This window comes from Paracoccus spongiarum (assembly GCF_030732095.1).
Lineage (GTDB): Bacteria > Pseudomonadota > Alphaproteobacteria > Rhodobacterales > Rhodobacteraceae > Paracoccus > Paracoccus spongiarum.
This window is the reverse complement of the sequence record NZ_JAVAMQ010000007.1, coordinates 1-20,897: the sequence shown is the minus strand read 5'-3', so window position 1 is coordinate 20,897 and position 20,897 is coordinate 1. Positions and strand designations below refer to the sequence as shown.

Sequence of the window (20,897 nt, the reverse complement as noted above, 5' to 3'; positions counted from 1 at the left end):
ATCAGAAATCCAGCCCGAGGTCCAGCGTGCGCGCCGAATGGGTCAGCGCCCCGCAGGAGATGTAGTCGACGCCGGTGGCCGCCACCTCGGCAATGCGCGCCAGCCGCATGTTGCCCGACGCCTCCAGCACCAGACGCGATGCGGTCATGGCGACCGCCTCGCGAAGGGTCGGGGTGTCCATGTTGTCCAGCAGCACGACATCGGCGCCGCCCTCTTCCAGCACCTCGGCCAGCTGGTCCAGCCGGTCCACCTCGATCTCGACCCGCATCATGTGCGAGGCGCGGGCCTTCACCGCGCGCAGGACAGGCCGGATGCCCCCGGCGGCGGCGATGTGGTTGTCCTTGATGAGGATGGCGTCCGACAGCGAAAAACGGTGGCTGAAGCCGCCGCCATGCAGCACGGCCTGCTTTTCGACCAACCGCAGGCCCGGCGTGGTCTTGCGCGTGCAGGTGACGCGGGCGGCGGTGCCCGCGGTTTCGGCCACGAAGGCCGCCGTCAGCGTGGCAATGCCGCACAGCCGGCCCGCGAAGTTCAGCGCCACCCGTTCCGCAGACAGGATCGAGGCGGCTGCGCCCTCGATCTGGGCCAGCACCTCGCCGGCGGCGAAGGCATCGCCATCGGCCCGCAGGATGCGGACGCTCAGCGTCGGGTCGACCAGCCGGAAGGCGATCTGCGCAAGTTGCATCCCCGAGGCGATGCCCGCCTCGCGGGCGCGGATCTCCGCGCGATAGCGGGTGCCCGCGGGGATCACGAGGCGCGTGGTCACATCGCCATTGCTGCCCAGATCCTCGGCCAGCGCGGCACGGACAAGGGGTTCCAGGATCATCTCGGGCAGCGGGGGCAGGGCGGTCGCGGTCATGTCGTCTCCGGTTGGAGGCCGGCGCGGATCGCCGTCGCCTCGGCCAGGGTCAGCCGGCTGCGGCGGGCGACCGGCGCGGCGTCGGGAAAATCGCTGCGGCAATGCGCGCCGCGGCTTTCCTCGCGCAGCAGGGCAGCGGCGCAGATCAGCGTTGCGGTGGCGGTCATGTTCAGCAGGGCCTCGCATCCCGGCTGCGCGGCCTCGATGCCGGCGATCTCGCGCAGGGTGCGGCGCAGGCCCGCGCCGTCGCGCACCACACCGGCCCCATCGGTCATGGCGCGGCGCAGGCGGGTGACCAGGGCCGGTTCGGGCTGCGCGGCCGGCGCCAGCCCGGGCAGCCTCAGCGGCGCCGCCTCGCTCGACGGCGGCAGCGTGGCGGCGATGTCCTCGGCGCAGATCCGGGCAAAGACCAGAGCCTCGAGAAGGCCGTTCGAGGCCAGCCGGTTCGCGCCGTGGAGCCCGGTCGACGAGGCTTCGCCGCTGACCCACAGCCGGGCAAGGCTGGCGCGGCCGCGGTCGTCGACGGCGATGCCGCCCATGTGGTAATGCGCTGCCGCGGCCACCGGGATCGGCCGCTGCACCGGGTCGATGCCGGCCCGCGCGCAGGCGGCGGCGACGGCGGGAAACTGGTCGGGCAGCCGCGCGCCGATGCAATCGCGGGTGTCCAGCATCGGCCCAAGCCCGGCCTGCGTCTGGGCATAGATCGCGCGGGCCACGATGTCGCGCGGCGCCAGTTCGGCATCGGGATGGATGGCGGCCATGAAGCGTTCGCCCCGGCGGTTGATCAGCACCGCGCCTTCCCCGCGCAGCGCCTCGGTCGCCAGCGGGGCGGGGTCCTCGTCACAGGCGATGGCGGTCGGGTGGAACTGCACGAATTCCGCATCGTCGATCAGCGCACCGGCGCGGGCGGCCATGCCGATCACCTGCCCGCGAATCCGCGGCGGGTTGGTCGTGACCGCGTAAAGCCCGCCCGAGCCGCCCCCGGCCAGCAGCACCGCCGGCGCAAGGATGCCTACGGCCTCGGAGCCGTCGGCCCGGGCGACGCGCAGGCCGGTGACGGTCGCGCCATCGGTCAGCAGGCCGGTCGCGATCATCCCTTCCAGGACCTGCACAGAGGGCGCGGCGCGGACCGCGGCGATCAGCGCGCGCATGATCTCGGCCCCGGCCTGGTCGCCCTTGACCCGAACGACCCGCGCAAAACTGTGCGCGGCCTCGCGCGACAACACATAGCCGCCATCGCCGGTGCGGTCGAAGGGCGTGCCAAGCGTGGTGAGGTTCAGGATATGCGCGCGCGCCTCGGCGGTGACCATGCGGGCCACATCCGCATCCACGGTGCCGGCGCCGGCGAGCACCGTGTCGCGGGCATGTGCGCCCGAGCTGTCAAGCGGGTCCATGGCCGCCGCAACGCCACCCTGCGCCCAGGCAGAACTGGCGCCCTGACCCAGAGGGTCGGGCGAGATCATCACCACCGGACGCGGCGCAAGGCGCAGCGCGGCGTAAAGCGCGGCAAGTCCCGCGCCGACGATGACGACGCGATCGGTCTCGACAGGGATCATCCGCGCGGGCCTCAGGCGGCCAGACGGCGCGACAGGTCGATCATCCGCTGCACCGCCAGCCGGGCGCGGGCCGCGATCTCGGGGTCTACCTCGACCACCCCGGTCATCGAATGCAGCGACCACAGCACCTTTTCCAGCGTGATCTTCTTCATGTAGGGGCACATGTTGCAGGGTCCGAGGAATTCAACCTCGGGATGCGCGTCCGAGATGTTCGCGGCCATCGAACATTCGGTGACCAGCATCGCCTGGCTGGGCCGTTCGCGGCCGACCCAGTCCAGGATGCCGGCCGTCGAGCCCGCGAAATCGGCTTCGGCCACGACATCGGGTGGGCATTCGGGATGCGCGATGATCTTCAGGTCGGGGTGCCAGCCGCGGAAGTCGCGCAGGTCCTGTGCGGTGAATTTCTCATGCACGATGCAGCGCCCGTCCCACCAGACGATCCGCTTCTGCGGCACCTGGGCCGCGACGTTCTGGGCCAGATACTTGTCGGGGGTCATGATGACGGTATCCCCCTCCATAGCCGCGACGATCTGCGCGGCATTGGCCGAGGTGCAGCAGATGTCCGAGGCGGCCTTCACCTCGGCGGTCGTGTTGACATAGCTGACGACCGGGGCGCCCGGATGGCGGGCGCGCATCTCGGCGATGCCCGCGGCGGTGATGCTTTCGGCCAGCGAGCAGCCGGCATCCATGTCGGGCATCAGCACGGTCTTTTCCGGGCTGAGGATCTTCGATGTCTCGGCCATGAAATGCACGCCGCACTGCACGATCACCTCGGCCTCGACGCGCGTGGCCTCGATCGCGAGGGCGAGGCTGTCGCCCACGAAGTCCGAGATGCCGTGATAGATCACCGGCGTCATGTAGTTGTGCGCCAGCACCACGGCGTTGCGTTCGGCCTTCAGCCGGTTGATCGCGGCGACATAGGGCGCGGCCACGGCCCAGTCGGGCAGCGGCACCACCCGATCCATGCGGGCGTGGATCGCTGACATGGTCTCGGCAAGCTCCAGCGAGGGCGCCAGATCGTAATGCGCATTCAGCTCTGCGCGGATGCCCGTCATGTCCAGCAATGTCACGTCCTCCCTGTGCGCCGCACGGACGGGTGCCAGCGCCAGCCCCTATGTGGCCCTTGCCCCCCATGCGCACAAGCCACGAGGGGCGCTGTTATCGAAAAGCTGACGCTGGGGCAACCAGTGAGCGTCGAGTTTGTGCGCAGGGGTTGCCAGGTCGCCGAAGGCTCAGCCGGGTGCCCCGGCCGCGCGGCGCGCCTTGCGGGCCTTCTGCCAGGGGGCGCCATGGGCCATCCAGATCGCAGCCAGCCACCACAGCGCAACGACCGCCCAAAGATCGACTGCCAGCTTGCGCCACAGCCCCTGACCGGGCGGGTTCATCTGGAAGGCATCCGCCACGATCGACAGCAGCACGCAGGCGATGAAGGACCACAGCCCGCCGCGCCCGATCTCCTGCAGGCCAACGCCGAGGCGGGTGGACGCCAGACGCTCCATCACGCGGGCCAGCGGCACGGCGACCAGCCAGCTTGCCGCGAGGATCGCCAGATAGCGGGTGCCGTCCAGCGGCCATTTGTCGATCTGGCCATAGACCAGCTTCAGCGCGTCGCGCACCGGCAGTGCCGCATCGCCGAATTTCAGCGCGATGATGATCGAGGCGCCGAACAGGAACATCCCCCAGGCCAGCACCGTCAGCAGACGGCTGTGGCGCAGCAGAAGGGGCATGACCTGCGCGCGGAACAGGCCCATCGCGACGCCGGTATAGAACAGCATCTGCCAGCCGAAGGGATTGAATAGCAGCCCGCCCTTGTTGTGGTTGGGGATCAGCGGATTCAGCACCGGCGCGAACCACCACAGCGCCAGCGATCCGGCCGCGAAGCTGAGGGGAAAGCGCCGCAGCAGCGGCACCAGCAGCGGCGCCGAGGCCAGCAGGATCACATAGACGGCCAGCACGTCCAGAAGGTTCGGCTGAAGCCACATGGTCGCCAGCGTGCCGACATAGCCAAGCGGATTGTCGAGGATCCAGATCGCATACTGGTTCCAGACTGCGGTGTGTTCCATGCCGATCGCCAGCAGCCCCGCCGACAGCAGCGCCATGACGATGCCGCCCAGCACCAGCGCCCGCCACACCTCGAACGAGCGGCGCGCGAAACGCCACTGCGCGGCCCGCAGCCCGTCCTTGCGCTCGACGCTTTGCCAGACGATGCCGACGAGGAAGCCCGACAGCAGCACGAACAGTTCGGCCGCATCGAAGACCGAGAAGTTGGCCAGGGTCAGCTTGCGCGATGGCGAGACGGGCATGTGGTCCAGCATGATGCAGACCAGCGCATAGCCGCGCAGCATGTCGAGGGCGATCAGGCGGTTCATGATGTTCGATATCCCGTGCCGCCGCCGCGCTCAAGCGGGCAGGCGGCTCCAGCGTTCCAGAAGCGCCGCGTCACTGACCAGGGCTTCGGTCTCGTCCCTGGTCAGGAAGCCCAGCGCCTCGGCGCGGTTGGCGGCATGGTCGATCTTGGCCTCGGCGGTGATCTGCGGCAGGCGCTGCGCAGCCGACCGCGCAGGCGGCGGGTCCAGAAGCGCGGCGTGGCGGGTGCGGGCCGCCGCATCCTCGGCCAGGTGCAGGATCGCCTCGGCGCCGGCCATCGGACGGGGCAGTGCGCGGGTCGCGGCAGAGGCCTCGGACAGGATCGCCGGCGGATCGCGTTCCTCGGGCGTGACCAGGAGCCCGCGCATCCGTGCCCACCGTCCGAAGACCGGGCTGGCCGAGAAACGCGAGGTCAGCGGCGACAGCAGCAGCCCCGCGAGGATCGGCGACAGCCAGATCAGCTGGCCGGGCGCGAAATTCGCAAGGATCACCAGCGTGACCGCCCCCAGAAGGACGTGGATCCAGTGGCGGCTCAGCACCACCCCCCAGCCGGGCATCGAGCCGGCGCGGACCTGCGCCTGCCAGCCGCTGTCATGGCCGCGCAGGATCTCGTAGATCTGCCGGGTCTGGATCAGCATCTGCACCGGCGCGATCAGCGCCGACAGCAGGATCTCGAACAGCGCGCTGGCGAAGATGCGGACCGGCCCGCCCGAGTTGCGCGCCAGGGGCCGCAGCCAGGCCCGGACGGTCGCGATCAGCTTGGGCAGCAGCAGCAGCGCCATCGCCGCCGCGAACAGCCACAGCATCCGCCGCGAGTCGAACACCGGCCAGTCCGGGAAAAGCTGGTAGGCGTTCGGGAAGTATTCGGGCGTTGACAGCAGCACCGTCGCGGACAGCACGAGGCCCACCAGGATCAGTGCCAGCCAGATCGGGCTCATCAGGAAGCCCAGGATCCCGACGGCGAAATGCACCCGGCTGATGGCCCGTGCGCCGCGCATGCCGAACAGCCGGGCATGTTGCAGGTTGCCCTGCGCCCAGCGCCTTTCGCGGGCCGCCATGTCCAGCAGGGTCGGCGGGCAGCCCTCGTAGCTGCCACGCAGGTCGGGATCCAGCCGCACCTTCCAGCCGGCGCGGCACAGCGCCGCCGCCTCGACGAAATCATGGCTGAGGATCGTGCCGCCGAAGGGCGGCCTGCCGGGCAGGCGCGGCAGGCCGCAGCTTTCGGCGAAGGCCTGCACGCGGATGATGGCGTTGTGGCCCCAGTAATTGCCGGTGCTGCCCGACCACGCGGCGACGCCGCGCGCGATCATCGGGCCATAGACACGGCCCGCGAACTGGGTCAGCCGCGCGAAGATCGTTTCCCCGCCGACCAGCACCGGCATGGTCTGGATCAGCGCAAGGTCGGGATCGGCATTCATCCGCGCCGACAGGATGCGGATCGTCTCGCCGGTCATCACGCTGTCGGCGTCAAGCACAACCATGTGGTCATAACGGCCGCCCCATCGGCGGATGAACTCGGCCAGGTTGCCGGATTTGCGGTCCTCGTTGCTGCGCCGGCGCCTGTACCAGATCGGCAGCGGCGACATCTCGCGCGCGGCGGCGATGGCAAGCGTCTCGTTGACCGCGACTGCCGGGTCGCGGCTGTCGGACAGCACGAAGATTTCGGCCCGTCCGGCCATGCCCTGCCGGTCGAGATCGGCGGCCAGCGCGGTCAGCAACCCGATGCTTTTCGCGGCATTCTCGTGATAGATCGGCATGACGACGACGAGGCGGGCCTCGTTCGGCCCCTCGGGAAGGGTCAGCCGCGGCGCGAACAGCCCGGCGACAAGGCCGCTGAAGGACAGGCCCACCCAGGCGAAGGTCGGCACGAACAGCACCAGCAGGGCGATCTGCATCGGCGTCGGACGGTCGCCAAAGCTGGCCAGCATCTGCGTATAGCCGATCACGGCCAGCGCCGCCGTGCCGCCGAAGGCCACCAGGCGCGCCAGCCAGACCCGCCACAGGTCGTGCGGCCGCGCCCGCCGGCGCTGCGGGCGCAGGCGGAAATCCTGCACCGGCATCTCCAGCGGCGCGGCCGGCGGCACCGCCGCCATCGCGGTCATCGACGGGGAGATGTCGCCGCTCATGCGGTCCAGCGCGCCAGCCAGCTTTCGCTGAGCGCGACGCCATCCTTGTCCGTCAGCAGCGCCTGAAGGTCAGCCAGCACCGCATCGCCCGGCTCGAACTCGAAGGCGAGGCGCAGCACGCGCTGTTCGGGCAGCGGCTTCAGATAGGCATGGACGATCCGCCCTGCCGAGGTCGTGACCCGCGATTCGGGCAGGTCCGTGCCGAACAGGGACAGGTCGAAATCGACGATGAAGCTGCGCGTCGTCTCGACATTGATCGAACGTCCCGTGCGCACCTGCCGCACGCGCGACAGGGGCAGGTCGTTCGGCGGCAGCGCCGCGAAGCTGAGCCGATAGGCGAATTCGCTGCGCTCGCCCTTGGCCATCACGGCCTTGGGCAGCCAATAGCTGACGATGTTGTCGTTGAACTCGTTCTCGACCGGGATCTCGATCAGCCGCACCTCGCCCTCGCCCCAGTCGCCCTCGGGCTCGATCCAGGCCGAGGGGCGCTGGTGATACATCGCCTCGGCATCCTGGTAATCCTCGAAGGCGCGGTTGCGCTGGACCAGGCCGAAGCCGCGCGGGTTGCTGTCCACGAAGGACGAGATCTGCAGGTTCTTGTGCGAGGCGAGGCTGCGCCACAGCGCCTGGCCGGCGCCCGTCTGCATCTGCAGCCCATCGCTGTCATGGACGGCCGGCCGATAGTCGTCGACCGCGCGGCGGCTGGCCGGGCTGAACCAGAACATCGAGGTCAGCGGCGCGATGCCGGTGTTCTGCAGATCGACGCGCGGAAAGATCGCCAGCCGCGTGCGCACCATCGTCACGGCGCCCGGATTGACGTCGAACTGGAACGCGGCGGTCAGCGACTTGCTGTCCAGCAGCGCGTGAATGCGGACGGATTGCGAGGACTCGTCCGGCTGATGCACCCAGAAATCGGTGAACAGGGGGAATTCCTCGCCATCGGGGCTTCCGGTCTTGATCGCCAGGCCGCGGGCCGACAGGCCATACAGCGTGCCGCGCGCCACCGCGCGGAAATAGCTGGCGCCCTGGAAGACCAGGAATTCGTCCATAACGCCGGGCCGGTTCAGCATGGTGCGCAGCCGGAAGCCGGACCAGCCCATCTCGCCCTTGGTCTCGAGGTCGGGGCCATCGGGGAATTGCGATGGATCGAAGTCCAGCATCTTCGGGTCGAACACGATCCGCTGCGGGACTCCGTTGCGCACGACGCTGATATTGACGGGCTCGTAGAAGATCGCGCCGGGCGGCAGCAGATCCATCCGGAAGCCGCCCTCGCCGCCCAGGGGGTCGCGCTCGGGCCGGAAGCGGATGCCGCGATACTGGTCGTAGTTCAGGTTGGCAAAGCTGCCGACCTGCTCGGCCACCGGCTGCTGGTAGACGCGGGTGGCGCGCTCGGCCGCCAGGGCCGCGACCTCCTCGAAGCCGAAGACGGTCGTGGCGGGCCGGGGCGCCGTCGGATCGTCGCCCGCCGGGGCCTGTGCCTGGGCGGGGGTGGCGACGAAGGGGCCGCTGGCGGCCAGCGCGGTGGCGGCATTGAGGAATTGGCGACGCTTCATGTCAGTGATTTTTGCCGATAAAACCTAGACATCTTAGGGCGACTGCCGCAGCGCAGCAAGCTGTGTCGAGGCCGGGCCGTCATGCCCGTGGGTTGAATCAACGTCTCGTCTGTTCGTGGCTCGGCGCTTATCTGCCGATCGGCGCTATTGTCTTGCAAGCCATTCCGTCACCGGGCGGCGCAGGTTTGTCAGTCCGAAATCCTGCGCCTCGTCGATGACGCCGCGCAATTCGGTGATCGACACGCGCCGGATCAGGTGCTTGACCGGGCCGATCGAGGCGGGGCGCATCGACAGGCGGCGAATGCCGAGGGCGGCGAAGGTCAGCGCCTCGATGGGCCGGCCCGCATCCTCGCCGCAGAAGGACAGCGGCACCCGCGCCTCGTCGCAGCGCGAAACGATCTGGCGCAGCAGCGACAGGAACGAGCTGTTCATTGTGTCATAGCGCCTGCGCACCCGTTCGTTCTCGCGGTCGGCGGCGAAGAAGAACTGCTTCAGGTCGTTGCCGCCGATCGAGATGAAGTCGCACATCTCGAAGAACTTGCGCGGCGCGAAGGCCAGCGAGGGCGTTTCCAGCATCGCCCCCACCCGGATGTCGCTGGGCATCGGGTGCCCCATCCGCTGCTCGCGCGACAATTCCTGCATCAGGATGCGGTGCGCCGCCTCGTATTCGCCGATATCGGCGATGAAGGGGAACATCACATGCAGCGGCCGGCCGACCGAGGCGCGGATCAGCGCCTGAAGCTGCATCCGCAGGACCCCGCGCTTGTCCAGCCCCACGCGGATCGCGCGCCAGCCCATGGCCGGGTTCGGCTCGTCCTGCGGCTTCATGTAGGGCAGCACCTTGTCGGACCCGATGTCCAGCGTGCGGAACATCACCGGCTTGCCCATCGCGCGGTCAAGGACATGGCGATAGAGGTCTGCCAGCTCGCCCCGCCGCGGCACATGGTTGCGGATCAGGAACTGCAATTCGGTGCGGAACAGCCCGACGCCCTCGGCGCCCGATCCCTCCAGCGAGGGCAGGTCGGCCATCAGCCCGGCATTCATGTAAAGCTGGATCGTCGTGCCGCAGCTGCCGGTCGCCGGCAGGCCGCGCAGGCTGGCATAGCGGTTCTGCGCCTCGGCCTGCATGGCGATCTTGTCGCGGAAGGCGGTCGCGACCGATTCCTCGGGGCGCAGGTGAACGATGCCCTGGTCGCCATCCACGAGGATGGGGTCGCCGTTCAGCGCCTCGGTGGTGATGCGCGGCGCATGGATCACCAGCGGGATTGCCAGCGCGCGGGCGACGATCGCCGCGTGACTGCCGACCGATCCCTCCTCCAGCACCACGCCCTTCAGCCGCCTGCCGTATTCCAGCAATTCGGCGGGGCCGATGTTGCGCGCGACCAGGATCGGGTTCTCGGGCATGGTCGCGCCGGTGTCGTTGCCCTGCCCGGTCAGGATCCGCAGCAGCCGGTTCGACAGGTCGTCCAGATCGTGCAGGCGGTCGCGCAGATAGGGGTCCGACGACATTTCCAGCCGCGCGCGGGCGGCGGACTGTTCCTTCTCGACCGCGGCCTCGGCGGACAAGCCCAGGCGGATGTCCTCTTCCATGCGCTTCAGCCAGCTGCGCGAATGGGCGAACATGCGGTAGGCTTCCAGCACGGCCGCATGATCGCCGCCGCCGCCCATGTCGGCGGCCGCCACCATGCCGTCCACGGTGCTGCGCAACCGCTCGACCCCGTCGCGCAGGCGGGCCCGTTCCTTTTCGGGGTCGTCGCCGACCGGGTTCGAGACCACGACGCGCGGCTCGTGCAGCCAGACGCAGCCCTCGGCCGCGCCCTCCTGTCCGGTGCCGCCGCGGATCATCAGGGGAAAGCGATGGCCCTGCGGCATGCTGTCGGACGAACTGCCCTGGAAGGCGCCAAGTTCGGTCATTTCGGCCAGGACCATTGCCACGACCTCGAGGCCCCAGATCTCGTCGTCGCTGTAAAGCCGCTGATCGCGCGACTGCACGACCAGCACGCCCAGCCGTTCTCCGACCCGCTGGATCGGCACGCCGAGAAAGCTGGGAAACACCTCTTCGCCGGTTTCGGGCATGAATCGGAAGCCGGGCTCGGCCGGGGCGTTGGCGCTGTTCACATAGCGGCCGGTGCGGGCGACGCGGCCCACAAGGCCCTCGCCCAGCCGCAACCGCGTCTGGTGGACTGACTCGGCGCGCAGGCCCTCGGTCGCGCAGAGTTCCAGCGTGTCGGCATCGCGGAACAGGTAGATCGAACAGACCTGCGTGCCCATCGAGTCGGCAATGTGGTGGGTGATCTGGTCAAGCCGGTCCTGCCCGCCGCCGGGCGCGGCAAGGATGGCCTTCAGCCGCCGCAGCAGCTTGCGTGAATCGCTGTTCTTGCGGTCTTGCATCGCGTGCCTGCCCTTGCTGTCGCGACAGCCCCGCGCGCCATGTGGCGGAACGGTTCCTCGGAAGTGATTTCAGGCCGCCTCGAGGCCAAAGGCATCATGCAGCGCCTGAACCGCCAGTTCCATATACTTGCGGTCGATCAGCACCGAAATCTTGATCTCGCTGGTGGCGATGACCTTGATGTTGATGTTTTCATCGGCAAGCGCCTTGAACATTCGCGCAGCGACGCCGGTATGGCTGCGCATGCCGATGCCCACCACACTGACCTTGGCCACGTCGGTATCGACGACAAGCTCGTCATAGGCGATGCGCCCGGCGGCCTTGGCTTCCTCCATCGCCTTCTTGGCGCGCTCGACCTGATTGATCGGCACCGAGAAGGTCATGTCGGTCACCGAGCCGGGGTGATCCTCGTAATCCTTCTCCGAGATGTTCTGCACGATCATGTCGACATTCACACCGGCGTCCGCCAGCGGCGCGAAGATCGAGGCCGAGATGCCCGGCCGGTCGGCCACGGTCACCAGCGTGATCTTGGCTTCCTCGCGCGAGGCGGCGACACCGTTGACGACTTTCGATTCCATGATTTCATCCTCATCGCAGATCAGCGTGCCGGAATTCTCGTCCGAATCCTCGAACGAGGATAGCACGCGCAGCCGGACCTTGTAGCGCATCGCCAGTTCGACCGACCGGGTCTGCAGGACCTTGGCCCCGAGGCTGGCCAGTTCCAGCATCTCCTCGAACGCGATCTTCGGCAGCTTGCGCGCCTTCGAGGCGATGCGCGGGTCGGTGGTGTAGACGCCGTCCACATCGGTATAGATGTCGCAGCGTTCGGCGGCGAAGGCTGCGGCGAAGGCCACGGCGGTCGTGTCCGAGCCGCCGCGACCCAGCGTGGTGATGCGGCCATCCGGGCCAAGGCCCTGGAAGCCGGCGACCACCGCCACCTTGAAGCCTTCGGCGAATTTCTGGTCCAGATTGGCGCGGGGGATCGATTCGAAGCGCGCGGCGGAATGGGCGGCGGTGGTGTTGATCGGCACCTGCCAGCCCTGCCAGCTGCGCGCCGGCACGCCCATCTCCTGAAGAGTCAGAGCCATCAGCCCGGCGGTGACGTTCTCGCCGGAACTGACCACGGCATCATATTCGCGGGCGTCAAACAGCGGCGAGGTCTGTTCCACCCAGCCGACCAGTTCGTTGGTCTTGCCGGACATGGCGCTGACGATGACGATCACATCATAGCCGCGGTCGACCTCGCGTTGAACCTTGCGGGCGGCGTTCCGGATCCGGTCCAGATCGGCGACCGAGGTGCCGCCGAATTTCATCACCAGAAGCGGCATCACGGGCCTCCAGCCTCACAGTTGCGCGTCGGCGCGGCTTTTATGGGCGGTGTGCGGAAAGGGCAAGGCCCATATGGTCGCGCGAGGGCCGTCCGGCGGCGTGTGTCAGTTGGATTTCTGGCGCGGCAAGAAGGGCAGGGGCGCGACCGGGGCGCCGTCCTCGATCAGCTTGCGCGCCTCGTCGGGACGGGCCTCGCCATGGATGGCGCGATGCGGCGCCGCACCCTCGTGCATGGCGCGGGCCTCGGCCACGAAGTTCATGCCGACATAGTCGGAGTTCGCCTCGACATGCCGGCGCAGACTGGCCAGCGCGGCCTCGGCGGCGGAACGCGGCCGGGACAGGGGGTGCGACGAGGGTTGCGCGGCGGGCGCGGCCGGCTGGTCGGCCGCCTCCTTCGGGACCGCGGGCGCCATCAGCGCCTTTTCGACCTGCGTCGATCCGCATTGCGCGCAGACGACCTGCCCCGCGCGGCGCAGCGACTCGAACCCCTCGGACGAGCGGAACCAGCCATCGAAGTCGTGTCTTTTGTCACAGCGCAAGGCATAGCGGATCATGACGTTTTCCCTGTCATCTCCCCTTCATATCGGATCTGGCAGGGCGTTGCGCAAGATCGCGCAGGCGGTCGACGAGGGCCCCGGGTGCGCCTGTGCGATCGTCCAGCACATCGCGTGCCGCGCGGCCCATGCGCCGTGCAACCGCCGGATCGGCGCGCAGCGCGGCCAGTATCGCCGCCAGATCCCCTGCCGATACCTGCCGGGCGGCGCCCGCCTCGGTCAGCGCCGCGTAGGCGTCGAGGAAGTTGCCGACATGCGGGCCGGTCAGGATCGCGCAGCGATGGGCCGCCGGCTCCCACGGGGTGTGCCCGCCCCGGTCGGTCAGCGAGCCGCCGACAAGGCAGATGCCCGCCTGTGCATACCAGCGATCCATCTCTCCGAGGGTGTCGGCCAGCAACAGCGGATCGGTCGTGGCGGCCGCGCCCGCCGATCTTCGTGCCAGCGGCAGGCCGCGCGCCACGATCAGCGCCGCCACCTCGTCGCCGCGTTGCGGATGCCGGGTGGCGAGGATCAGGCGCAGGTCGGGATGCTCGCGACGCGCCGCCATCCAGGCGTCCAGAACCGCGGCCTCCTCGCCCTCATGGGTCGATGCCGCAAGCAGGGTGCGGTCGCGCAGGGCGTTGTCCTCGGGCGGCGCGATGCGGGCAGGGGTCAGCAGCTTCAGGTCAAGCCGTGGCAGCAGCGCGGCCTGTGGCAGGCCCAGTTGCAGCAGCCGCGCCTCGCTGTGGCCATCCTGCGCCGAGACGGCGGCAAGGCGTTGCAGCATCGGCTGGATGACCCCGGGCAACCGCGCCCACAGCGTGGCCGAGCGTTGCGACATCCGCGCGCCGATCATCGCCTGCGCGATGCCCCGCTGGCCCAGCAGCCGCGAGCGCAGCGGCCAGAATTCGTTCTCCAGCGTGATCTGCAGGGCGGGCGTCACGGCGTTCAGGAACCGGTCCAGCGCCCCCGGCAGGTCCAGCGGCGCAAGGCGCGCGGACAATCCCCAGCCCGCCACCATGTCGCGGCCGGTTTCGCTGTTGGTGGTCACGATCAGTCGCAGGTCCGAGGCCAGCGCCTCGATGATGGGACGGGCCGATGTCAGTTCGCCCACCGAGGCGCCGTGCACCCAGATGTCGGCCGCGGCGGGCGGTGCGCCGCCGACCAGCCGTTCGCGCAGGCTGTCCGAGCGTGACAGCCGGGCGCGAAGGCGCAGAGCGCCTTCGGCGATCCTGGTCGTGGCGGCATAGATCATCGGTCGCCCCTGGGCCGCGCAGCCCGGTCGGGGCTGCGCAAGCTTCCTAGGATGAACCATGGCGCTTGTAAACGATGCTTGACGATCGCGTAGCCATATCAGTCGGTTAGGCGGGCCCTGGCGCCCGCCTCGCCTCAGCCGGCAAGCAGCGCGGCGTTGCCGCCGGCCGCCGTGGTATCGACGCAGAGATGCCGTTCATGGGCAACATGCGCCAGGTCGGGCCGCGCGGTGATCAGCGGCAGGATCGGGCCGGTCCCCGCCGCCAGCGCCTTGGCGTAGGCGCGGCCGCGATCGTCGTCGCCCCACCAGATCACCGCCGAGATGTCGTCCGTCGCGGCGAGGCTCTCGGGCGACGGCTCGGCCTCGGCGCGGCGCGCGATGCCGCCCAGTGTCTCGACGGCGCGGGCCTGCGCCTCGACCGCATCGCGGCCGGGGCCTGCGCAGAGGATCGCCGGGCGCGCCAGCAGGGTCAGCTGGTTCAGCTCGCCGGTGGGGCCGGGCATCAGGCGCTGCCGGGGCAGGGTCTGGGCCCTGGGCGCCGTTGCGGCCGCGCCGGCGGCTTGCGGCGGTTCGGGGGCGAAGAAGCGTGCCAGATACAGCGGGCCGCCAGCCTTCGGTCCGGTGCCCGACAGGCCCTCGCCGCCAAAGGGCTGGCTGCCGACGACAGCGCCGATCTGGTTGCGGTTCACGTAGAGGTTGCCGGCATGGATCGCCTCGGTCACCTCTTGCACGCGCGAATCGATGCGGGTGTGCAGGCCGAAGGTCAGGCCGAATCCCCGGCCGTTGATTTGCGCGATCACCTTCGGCAGGTCGCGGTTGCGGAAGGTCGCGACATGCAGGACCGGGCCGAAGATCTCGCGTTCCAGATCCTCGATGCCGCCCACCTTCATCAGCGTGGGCGCGATGAAATGGCCCTGCTGCGGGGCCGAGAGGCTATGCAGGACACGTCCCTTGCCGGCGTCGAGATAGGCGGCGATACCCTGCTGCGCCTCGGCGTCGATCACCGGGCCGACATCGGTCGCCAGATGCCAGGGGTCGCCCACGCGCAGCTGATCCATCGCGCCCTTGATCATCTCGATCACATGCGGCGCGATGTCGTCCTGCACATAAAGGCAGCGCAGCGCCGAGCAGCGTTGCCCGGCCGAGCGGAAGGCCGAAGCCACGATGTCGCGCACCGCCTGTTCGGGCAGGGCGGTCGAGTCGACGATCATGGCGTTCAGCCCGCCGGTCTCGGCGATCAGCGGCGTGCCGGGGGGCATCGTCGCGGCCATGGCGCGGGCGATGATCCGGGCGGTGTCGGTCGAGCCGGTGAAGACGACGCCGTTGACGCGCGCGTCCGAGGTCAGGGCCGCGCCGACAGTGGCGCCATCGCCCGGCAGCAGTTGCAGGGCCGCGGCGGGCACGCCGGCCTGATGCAGCAGCCGCACCGCGATGGCGGCGATCAGCGGGGTCTGTTCGGCGGGCTTCGCCAGCACGGCATTGCCGGCCATCAGCGCCGCGGCAACCTGCCCGGTGAAGATCGCCAGCGGAAAGTTCCACGGGCTGATCGCGGTAAAGACGCCGCGCGGCGCCTGGTCGCGGGCCTCGCCCTCGGCGGCATAGAAGCGCAGGAAATCGACGGCCTCGCGCAGTTCGCCCACGGCATCGGCAAGCGACTTGCCGGCCTCGCGGCCCAGGGCCGCGAAGATCGGGCCGAATTCCTGTTCATACAGATCGGCGGCGCGGCGCAGCGTTGCCGCACGCTCGGCCGGCGGGGCGGACCAGGGCCGGGCATCGGCGATCGCCTGTGCCACCGTCGCGGCGTCGGCTTCGGTGATCTGCGCGACGGGCTGACCGGTGGCCGGGTTCAGCACCGGCCGGGCGGTGCCGCTGGACGCGGACACGGTCATCGGTCCGGCATCCGGAATCGCCACGTCGCGCGCGGCGCCGATCCGGGCCAGCGTGGCTTCGTCGGTCAGGTCGAAACCCGTCGAGTTCGTCCGGCCCTGGCCGAAGATGTGCGCAGGCGCCGCAAGGCCGGCCGGGGCGCGGGCCGATGACAGTGCCCCGAAGGGATCGCGGGCAACCTCTTCGGGCGAGACGTTCTCATCGACGATCTGGTGGACAAAGCTGCTGTTGGCGCCGTTTTCCAGCAGCCGGCGGACCAGGTAGGCCAGCAGGTCGCGATGCGCGCCGACAGGGGCGTAGATGCGGCAGGCACCCTTGGTCTGGCGCAGAACGATGTCATGCAGCCGTTCGCCCATGCCGTGCAGGCGCTGGAATTCGAAGTCGATGCCGCCGGTCATTTCCAGCACCGCTGCGACGGTCTGTGCGTTGTGCGTCGCGAATTGCGGATAGATCCGGTCGGCATAGCCGATCAGCTTGCGCGCATGGGCGATATAGCTGACATCGGTCGCGGTCTTGTTGGTGAACAGCGGGAAGTCGGGAAAGCCCTCGACCTGCGCGCGCTTGATCTCGGTATCCCAATAGGCGCCCTTGACCAGCCGCACCATGATCTTGCGGTCCAGATCGCTGGCGGTCTGGTACAGCCAGTCGATGACGGCGCCCGCGCGCTTGCCATAGGCCTGCACCACCACGCCGAATCCGTCCCAGCCCGCCAGCGAGGGATCGGACAGCACCGCCCCGATCACCTTGAGCGAGATCACCAGCCGGTCCTGTTCCTCGGCGTCGATGTTCATGCCCATCCCGGCGGCCTTGGCCTGCTGCGCCAGATTCAGGACCACGGGCACCAGTTCGGCCAGCACGCGATCTTCCTGTGCGACCTCATAGCGGGGATGCAGCGCCGACAGCTTGATCGAGATGCCGGGGTTCTTGCGGACGGTGCCCTTGGTGCAGGCGCCGGCGATCGCCTTGATGGCGGTGGCGTATTCGCGGGCATAGCGATCGGCGTCGGCCTGGGTCATCGCGGCCTCGCCCAGCATGTCATAGCTGTAGGTATAGCCCTGCGCTTCCTGCGCACGCGCGCGGTCCAGCGCGGCGTCGATGGTCTGGCCCAGCACGAATTGCCGGCCCATCTCCTTCATCGCGCGGGTGACGGCGGTGCGGATCACCGGCTCGCCCAGCCTGCGGATCGCGCCGCGCAGCGTGCCGGCGATGCCGGGCTGGTCGTCGTCCAGAACCTTGCCGGTCAGCATCAGCGCCCAGGTCGAGGCATTCACCAGGCTGGACGATGCCTCGCCCAGATGCCGGCCCCAGTCCGACGGCGCGATCTTGTCCTCGATCAGCGCGTCGATGGTCATCTTGTCGGGCACGCGCAGCATCGCCTCGGCCAGGCACATCAGCGCCACGCCCTCGCGGGTGGACAGCCCGTATTCGGACAGGAAATGTTCCATCAGCGTCGGCTTGGCCTCGCTGCGGATGCGGCGCACCAGATCGGCGGCGCGGGCGGTGATCGCCGCGCGGGCCTTTTCATCCAGCCCTGCCTGCGCGACCAGCTCGGGCAGCAGGTTGTCTTCGGGCCGGAACTTGGCGTCGGTGGTGAAGGCGGACAGATCGGTCTGGGTCATGGCGGTCTCCTGCTGCATTGGCGCAGAATACCGGATCACGGATGGACGATGTGACCAATTTCAGCCAGTATCGTGGTCATACGGCTTACAAAAACGGGGATTGGCAGATCGTGGACGACATTCTGGACGCCACCAACCGGAAGATCCTGGCAGAGCTTGTGGCGAATGCGCGTATCCCCATCACCGAACTGGCGCGCAAGGTCGGGCTGTCCAAGACCCCGGTTGCCCTGCGGCTGCGGCAGATGGAGGAGATGGGCCTGATCACCGGCTATCGGGCCATCCTGTCACCGCTGAAGCTGGGCCTGACCCATGTGACCTATGTCGAGGTGCGCCTGACCGATACCCGGCAGAAGGCGCTGGAGCAGTTCAACACGGCGGTGCGCGCCATCGAGGAGGTCGAGGAATGCTACATGATCGCGGGCGGCTTCGACTATCTGCTGAAGGTGCGGTCGCGCGACATCGCGGGCTATCGCCGGATCATGGCCGAAAGGATCTCGGCGCTGCCCCACATCAATGCGACCACGAGCTACGTCGCGATGGAGGCGGTGGTCGAACAGAACTGGACCGCGCCATGAGGGCTCCGGATCAGTCCCCGGCCCATCGCGGCCGCCGCTTTTCGAGGAACGCGGCAATGCCCTCGTCGGTGTCGGGCAGCATCAGGTTCTCGCAGATCGTGCCGCCGGCATGGTGGTAGGCCTCGGACAAGCCGAGCCGCAACTGGTCGTGGAAGGCGCGCTTGCCCATCCGCACGGCCGCCGGCAGCTTGGCCGCGATCTGCTGCGCCAGGTGCATCGCCTGCGCGGGCAGATCCGCAGGCGCGGCGACGCGGTTGACCAGCCCGAGGTCCCGCGCGCGGGTCGCGTCGATGAAGTCGCCCGTCACCAGCATCTCGAACGCGGCCCGGGGCGGCACGGCGCGGGTCAGCGCGACCATCGGGGTTGCGCAGAACAGGCCGATATCGACGCCGTTGACGCCAAAGCGCGCCGTGTCGGCCGCGATCGCCAGATCGCAGGATGCGACCAGCTGGCAGCCGGCGGCCGTGGCCACGCCCTGAACCTCGGCGATCACCGGCTGCGGCAGGTCGGGGATCATCTGCATCATGCCGGCGCAGCGCGCAAACAGCGCCTCATAGGCCCTGCGGCCCGCATCGTCATCGGCGCGCGCCCGCTGCATCTGCCGCAGGTCATGGCCGACCGAGAACGCCTTGCCCTCGGCTGCCAGGATCACCGCACGGATGCGATCGTCCGAGGCGATCAGGCGAAAGGCATCGGCCAGCGCATCGATCATTTCCAGCGACAGCGGATTGAAGCGCGCGCCGTTGTTCAGCCGCAACCGGGCCACATGGCCGGTATCGTCGCGCAGCACGAGGTCCTGCATCTTGTCTTCTCCTCCCTTTGCGCGGAAGCCTAGGGGGGAACGGGGCAAGGGGAAAGCATGCAGATCATCATGGACGCCGAGGCGCTGAACGCCTTTCTCGCGCGGGACTTTCCGCAGGTCGCGGGAAGCTACCGGGTCGAGCAGGTCGAGGCGCAGCGCCTGACCGCGCGGCTGTCGGTCGATGACGCGCATCTGCGCCCCGGCGGCACGGTGAGCGGCCCGTCGATGTTCGCGCTGGCCGATCTGGCGATCTATTGCGCGATTCTGGCGCGGCTGGGTCCGGTGGCCCTTGCGGTGACCACGAACGCCTCGATCGACTTCATGCGCAAGCCCGAGGCCGGGCGCGCCCTGATCGCCGAGTGCCGGCTGCTGAAGCTGGGGCGTGTGCTGGCGGTCGGCGAGGCGCTGATCTTCTCGGAGGGGTCGGAACTGCCGGTCGCGCGCAGCTCGATGACCTATTCGATTCCGCCAAAAGCCTAGCCAGGCGGGGGTTTGGCATGCGGTATATTGATACCTATTTCGCAAGTAGCTGAAATACAATGATTTTTGCGACATCGCCGGTCTTGACCTTGCAGCCGCGATCTTCGATACACCGCCATCTCGAATTGCACACCGACCCTGAAGGGACGACACATGAAAACCTATACCGCGAAACCGGCGGAGATCGAGAAGAAGTGGATCCTGATCGATGCCGAGGGCGTCGTTCTGGGCCGCCTCGCCACGATCGTCGCCAATCGCCTGCGCGGCAAGCACAAGCCGACCTTCACGCCGCACATGGACATGGGCGACAACGTCATCATCATCAACGCCGACAAGGTGCAGATGACCGGCAACAAGCGTGACGACAAGAAATACTACTGGCACACCGGCCATCCGGGCGGGATCAAGCACCGCACGGCCCGCCAGGTGCTGGAAGGCGCCCATCCCGAGCGCGTCGTGATCAAGGCCGTCGAGCGCATGATCAGCCGCAACAAGCTGGGCAAGCAGCAGATGACCCATCTGCGCGTCTATGCGGGCACCGAGCATCCGCACGAGGCGCAGCAGCCCGAAGTTCTGGACGTCAAGGTCCTGAACGCCAAGAACACCCGGAGCGCGTGATTATGGCCGAAGACATCAAAACCCTCGACGATCTGAAATCGGCCGTCTCGGGCACCGCCGCCGCCGCGACCGCCGAGGCCCCCGCGCGCCGCGAGGCGCAGCGCGACGACCTGAACCGCAGCTATGCCACCGGCAAGCGCAAGGACGCGGTCGCCCGCGTCTGGGTCAAGCCCGGCTCGGGCAAGGTCACCGTGAACGGCAAGGACATCAACGACTACTTCGCGCGTCCCGTGCTGCAGATGATCCTGCGCCAGCCCTTCGACGTGGCGGGCGTGGCCGGCCAGTATGACGTGCAGGCCACCGTCAAGGGCGGCGGCCTCTCTGGCCAGGCGGGCGCGGTCAAGCACGGCATCAGCCAGGCGCTGCAGCTGCACGAACCCTCGCTGCGCGCCGCGCTGAAGGCCGCAGGCTTCCTGACCCGCGACAGCCGCGTGGTCGAGCGAAAGAAATACGGCAAGGCCAAGGCCCGCCGCAGCTTCCAGTTCTCGAAGCGCTGAGCATTTCGGCATCGCAACTGCTGCAAGGCGCGTCCCTCGGGGCGCGCCTTTTGCATTGTCGCCCGGCCGGCGGCGATTCCACGCCCCGTTGCTGGCGGAACCCGTGGCAGCCTTGGCGTCCTTGCGAGTCGCCGGACAGCGAATCCGCCGGCCAACCTCCCGAAATCCGCGCGAATCCTGGCACCGGGCAGGCGAGCAGGAGAGTCGCGGGCCTTTCACCGTCACGACGCTGTCACGAATTTCTGCTTTTCTGTCAGAAGGTTGTGCGAAATCTTCCGGGGTTTCGCATTTTTCCTCTTGCGGGTTCCGGCCCCCATCCGTAAATACCCCTTCACCGGACGGCGGAACACGCTGAACGGGACGGGGAAAGTGGCGTCGCCGCGATCTTCGGAAGACAATTCGGGAATGAACGACCGGTAGGGGCGTCGCTAGAATGGCGCATCTTCCGCAAT

Annotated in this window: 16 protein-coding genes; 4 read left to right on the top strand and 12 right to left on the bottom strand. The window is 68.7% G+C overall.

From position 1 onward, the window contains the following. Nucleotide 1 precedes the first annotated feature (1 nt). The 11 genes from nadC to putA all read right to left on the bottom strand — a co-directional run bounded on the left by nadC (nucleotide 2) and on the right by putA (nucleotide 17,473). Nucleotides 2–859 (bottom strand): carboxylating nicotinate-nucleotide diphosphorylase, encoded by an 858-nt coding sequence (nadC, locus tag Q5Y72_RS09175; protein WP_305963118.1) that lies wholly within the window; start codon nucleotides 857–859, stop codon nucleotides 2–4. Then, nucleotides 856–2,415, bottom strand: a complete 1,560-nt coding sequence (locus Q5Y72_RS09170; RefSeq protein WP_305963116.1) for an L-aspartate oxidase — start codon at nucleotides 2,413–2,415, stop codon at nucleotides 856–858. Before Q5Y72_RS09170 ends, nadC begins: the two co-directional genes overlap by 4 nt. 11 nt (nucleotides 2,416–2,426) lie before the next feature. After that, nucleotides 2,427–3,479 carry a quinolinate synthase NadA gene (gene nadA, locus Q5Y72_RS09165; protein WP_305963115.1) on the bottom strand — a complete coding sequence of 351 codons (1,053 nt, stop codon included), beginning with the start codon at nucleotides 3,477–3,479 and terminating at the stop codon, nucleotides 2,427–2,429. 168 nt (nucleotides 3,480–3,647) lie between these two features. Then, nucleotides 3,648–4,784, bottom strand: coding sequence for an OpgC domain-containing protein (gene opgC / locus Q5Y72_RS09160; RefSeq protein WP_305963114.1), 1,137 nt, complete (start codon nucleotides 4,782–4,784; stop codon nucleotides 3,648–3,650). Nucleotides 4,785–4,814: 30 nt separating this feature from the next. Continuing rightward, on the bottom strand, nucleotides 4,815–6,908 hold the full coding sequence (gene mdoH, locus Q5Y72_RS09155) for a glucans biosynthesis glucosyltransferase MdoH (protein WP_305963113.1): 2,094 nt from the start codon (nucleotides 6,906–6,908) through the stop codon (nucleotides 4,815–4,817). Then, nucleotides 6,905–8,461 carry an OpgD/OpgG family glucan biosynthesis protein gene (locus Q5Y72_RS09150; RefSeq protein ID WP_305963112.1) on the bottom strand — a complete coding sequence of 519 codons (1,557 nt, stop codon included), beginning with the start codon at nucleotides 8,459–8,461 and terminating at the stop codon, nucleotides 6,905–6,907. Before Q5Y72_RS09150 ends, mdoH begins: the two co-directional genes overlap by 4 nt. Nucleotides 8,462–8,605: 144 nt before the next feature. Next, the gene (gene ptsP / locus Q5Y72_RS09145; protein WP_305963111.1) at nucleotides 8,606–10,852 is read right to left on the bottom strand and encodes a phosphoenolpyruvate--protein phosphotransferase; all 2,247 of its coding nucleotides are present in this window, start codon (nucleotides 10,850–10,852) and stop codon (nucleotides 8,606–8,608) included. Between the two features lie 69 nt (nucleotides 10,853–10,921). Further along, nucleotides 10,922–12,178 (bottom strand): aspartate kinase, encoded by a 1,257-nt coding sequence (locus Q5Y72_RS09140; protein WP_305963110.1) that lies wholly within the window; start codon nucleotides 12,176–12,178, stop codon nucleotides 10,922–10,924. A 105-nt stretch (nucleotides 12,179–12,283) separates the two neighbouring features. Then, nucleotides 12,284–12,733: a DUF1178 family protein gene (locus tag Q5Y72_RS09135; protein WP_305963109.1), complete on the bottom strand. Its 450-nt coding sequence runs from the start codon at nucleotides 12,731–12,733 to the stop codon at nucleotides 12,284–12,286. A 13-nt stretch (nucleotides 12,734–12,746) separates the two neighbouring features. Continuing rightward, nucleotides 12,747–13,967, bottom strand: a complete 1,221-nt coding sequence (locus Q5Y72_RS09130; RefSeq protein WP_305963108.1) for a 3-deoxy-D-manno-octulosonic acid transferase — start codon at nucleotides 13,965–13,967, stop codon at nucleotides 12,747–12,749. Between the two features lie 134 nt (nucleotides 13,968–14,101). Further along, a complete protein-coding gene (putA, locus tag Q5Y72_RS09125; protein WP_305963107.1) occupies nucleotides 14,102–17,473 on the bottom strand; it encodes a bifunctional proline dehydrogenase/L-glutamate gamma-semialdehyde dehydrogenase PutA in 3,372 nt (1,123 codons plus the stop codon). Between the two features lie 110 nt (nucleotides 17,474–17,583). On the opposite strand from putA, the gene Q5Y72_RS09120 reads away from it, so the two are divergent. Next, complete coding sequence (locus tag Q5Y72_RS09120) at nucleotides 17,584–18,048, top strand: Lrp/AsnC family transcriptional regulator (protein WP_305963267.1); 465 nt, start codon at nucleotides 17,584–17,586, stop codon at nucleotides 18,046–18,048. A 10-nt stretch (nucleotides 18,049–18,058) separates the two neighbouring features. Here Q5Y72_RS09120 and Q5Y72_RS09115 read toward each other — a convergent pair whose 3' ends face one another. Further along, nucleotides 18,059–18,850 (bottom strand): enoyl-CoA hydratase, encoded by a 792-nt coding sequence (locus Q5Y72_RS09115; protein WP_305963106.1) that lies wholly within the window; start codon nucleotides 18,848–18,850, stop codon nucleotides 18,059–18,061. Nucleotides 18,851–18,907: 57 nt separating this feature from the next. On the opposite strand from Q5Y72_RS09115, the gene Q5Y72_RS09110 reads away from it, so the two are divergent. The 3 genes from Q5Y72_RS09110 (at nucleotide 18,908) to rpsI (ending at nucleotide 20,445) form a co-directional block, all read left to right on the top strand. Further along, entirely contained in the window at nucleotides 18,908–19,330 is a 423-nt protein-coding gene (locus Q5Y72_RS09110) for a PaaI family thioesterase (RefSeq protein ID WP_305963105.1), read from the top strand. 153 nt (nucleotides 19,331–19,483) lie between these two features. Next, nucleotides 19,484–19,948: a 50S ribosomal protein L13 gene (gene rplM / locus Q5Y72_RS09105; protein WP_191308712.1), complete on the top strand. Its 465-nt coding sequence runs from the start codon at nucleotides 19,484–19,486 to the stop codon at nucleotides 19,946–19,948. 2 nt (nucleotides 19,949–19,950) lie between these two features. Beyond that, complete coding sequence (rpsI, locus tag Q5Y72_RS09100) at nucleotides 19,951–20,445, top strand: 30S ribosomal protein S9 (RefSeq protein WP_305963104.1); 495 nt, start codon at nucleotides 19,951–19,953, stop codon at nucleotides 20,443–20,445. Nucleotides 20,446–20,897 lie beyond the last annotated feature (452 nt).

Bases quoted from the DNA above. Each gene is read 5' to 3' on its own strand.
- Q5Y72_RS09110 (WP_305963105.1), top strand. From the start codon at position 18,908: ATGCAGATCATCATGGACGCCGAGGCGCTGAACGCCTTTCTCGCGCGG.
- Q5Y72_RS09135 (WP_305963109.1), bottom strand. From the start codon at position 12,733: ATGATCCGCTATGCCTTGCGCTGTGACAAAAGACACGACTTCGATGGC.
- putA (WP_305963107.1), bottom strand. From the start codon at position 17,473: ATGACCCAGACCGATCTGTCCGCCTTCACCACCGACGCCAAGTTCCGG.
- rpsI (WP_305963104.1), top strand. From the start codon at position 19,951: ATGGCCGAAGACATCAAAACCCTCGACGATCTGAAATCGGCCGTCTCG.
- ptsP (WP_305963111.1), bottom strand. From the start codon at position 10,852: ATGCAAGACCGCAAGAACAGCGATTCACGCAAGCTGCTGCGGCGGCTG.
- nadC (WP_305963118.1), bottom strand. From the start codon at position 859: ATGACCGCGACCGCCCTGCCCCCGCTGCCCGAGATGATCCTGGAACCC.
- Q5Y72_RS09150 (WP_305963112.1), bottom strand. From the start codon at position 8,461: ATGAAGCGTCGCCAATTCCTCAATGCCGCCACCGCGCTGGCCGCCAGC.
- Q5Y72_RS09130 (WP_305963108.1), bottom strand. From the start codon at position 13,967: ATGATCTATGCCGCCACGACCAGGATCGCCGAAGGCGCTCTGCGCCTT.
- rplM (WP_191308712.1), top strand. From the start codon at position 19,484: ATGAAAACCTATACCGCGAAACCGGCGGAGATCGAGAAGAAGTGGATC.
- Q5Y72_RS09115 (WP_305963106.1), bottom strand. From the start codon at position 18,850: ATGCAGGACCTCGTGCTGCGCGACGATACCGGCCATGTGGCCCGGTTG.
- mdoH (WP_305963113.1), bottom strand. From the start codon at position 6,908: ATGAGCGGCGACATCTCCCCGTCGATGACCGCGATGGCGGCGGTGCCG.
- Q5Y72_RS09170 (WP_305963116.1), bottom strand. From the start codon at position 2,415: ATGATCCCTGTCGAGACCGATCGCGTCGTCATCGTCGGCGCGGGACTT.
- Q5Y72_RS09140 (WP_305963110.1), bottom strand. From the start codon at position 12,178: ATGCCGCTTCTGGTGATGAAATTCGGCGGCACCTCGGTCGCCGATCTG.
- opgC (WP_305963114.1), bottom strand. From the start codon at position 4,784: ATGAACCGCCTGATCGCCCTCGACATGCTGCGCGGCTATGCGCTGGTC.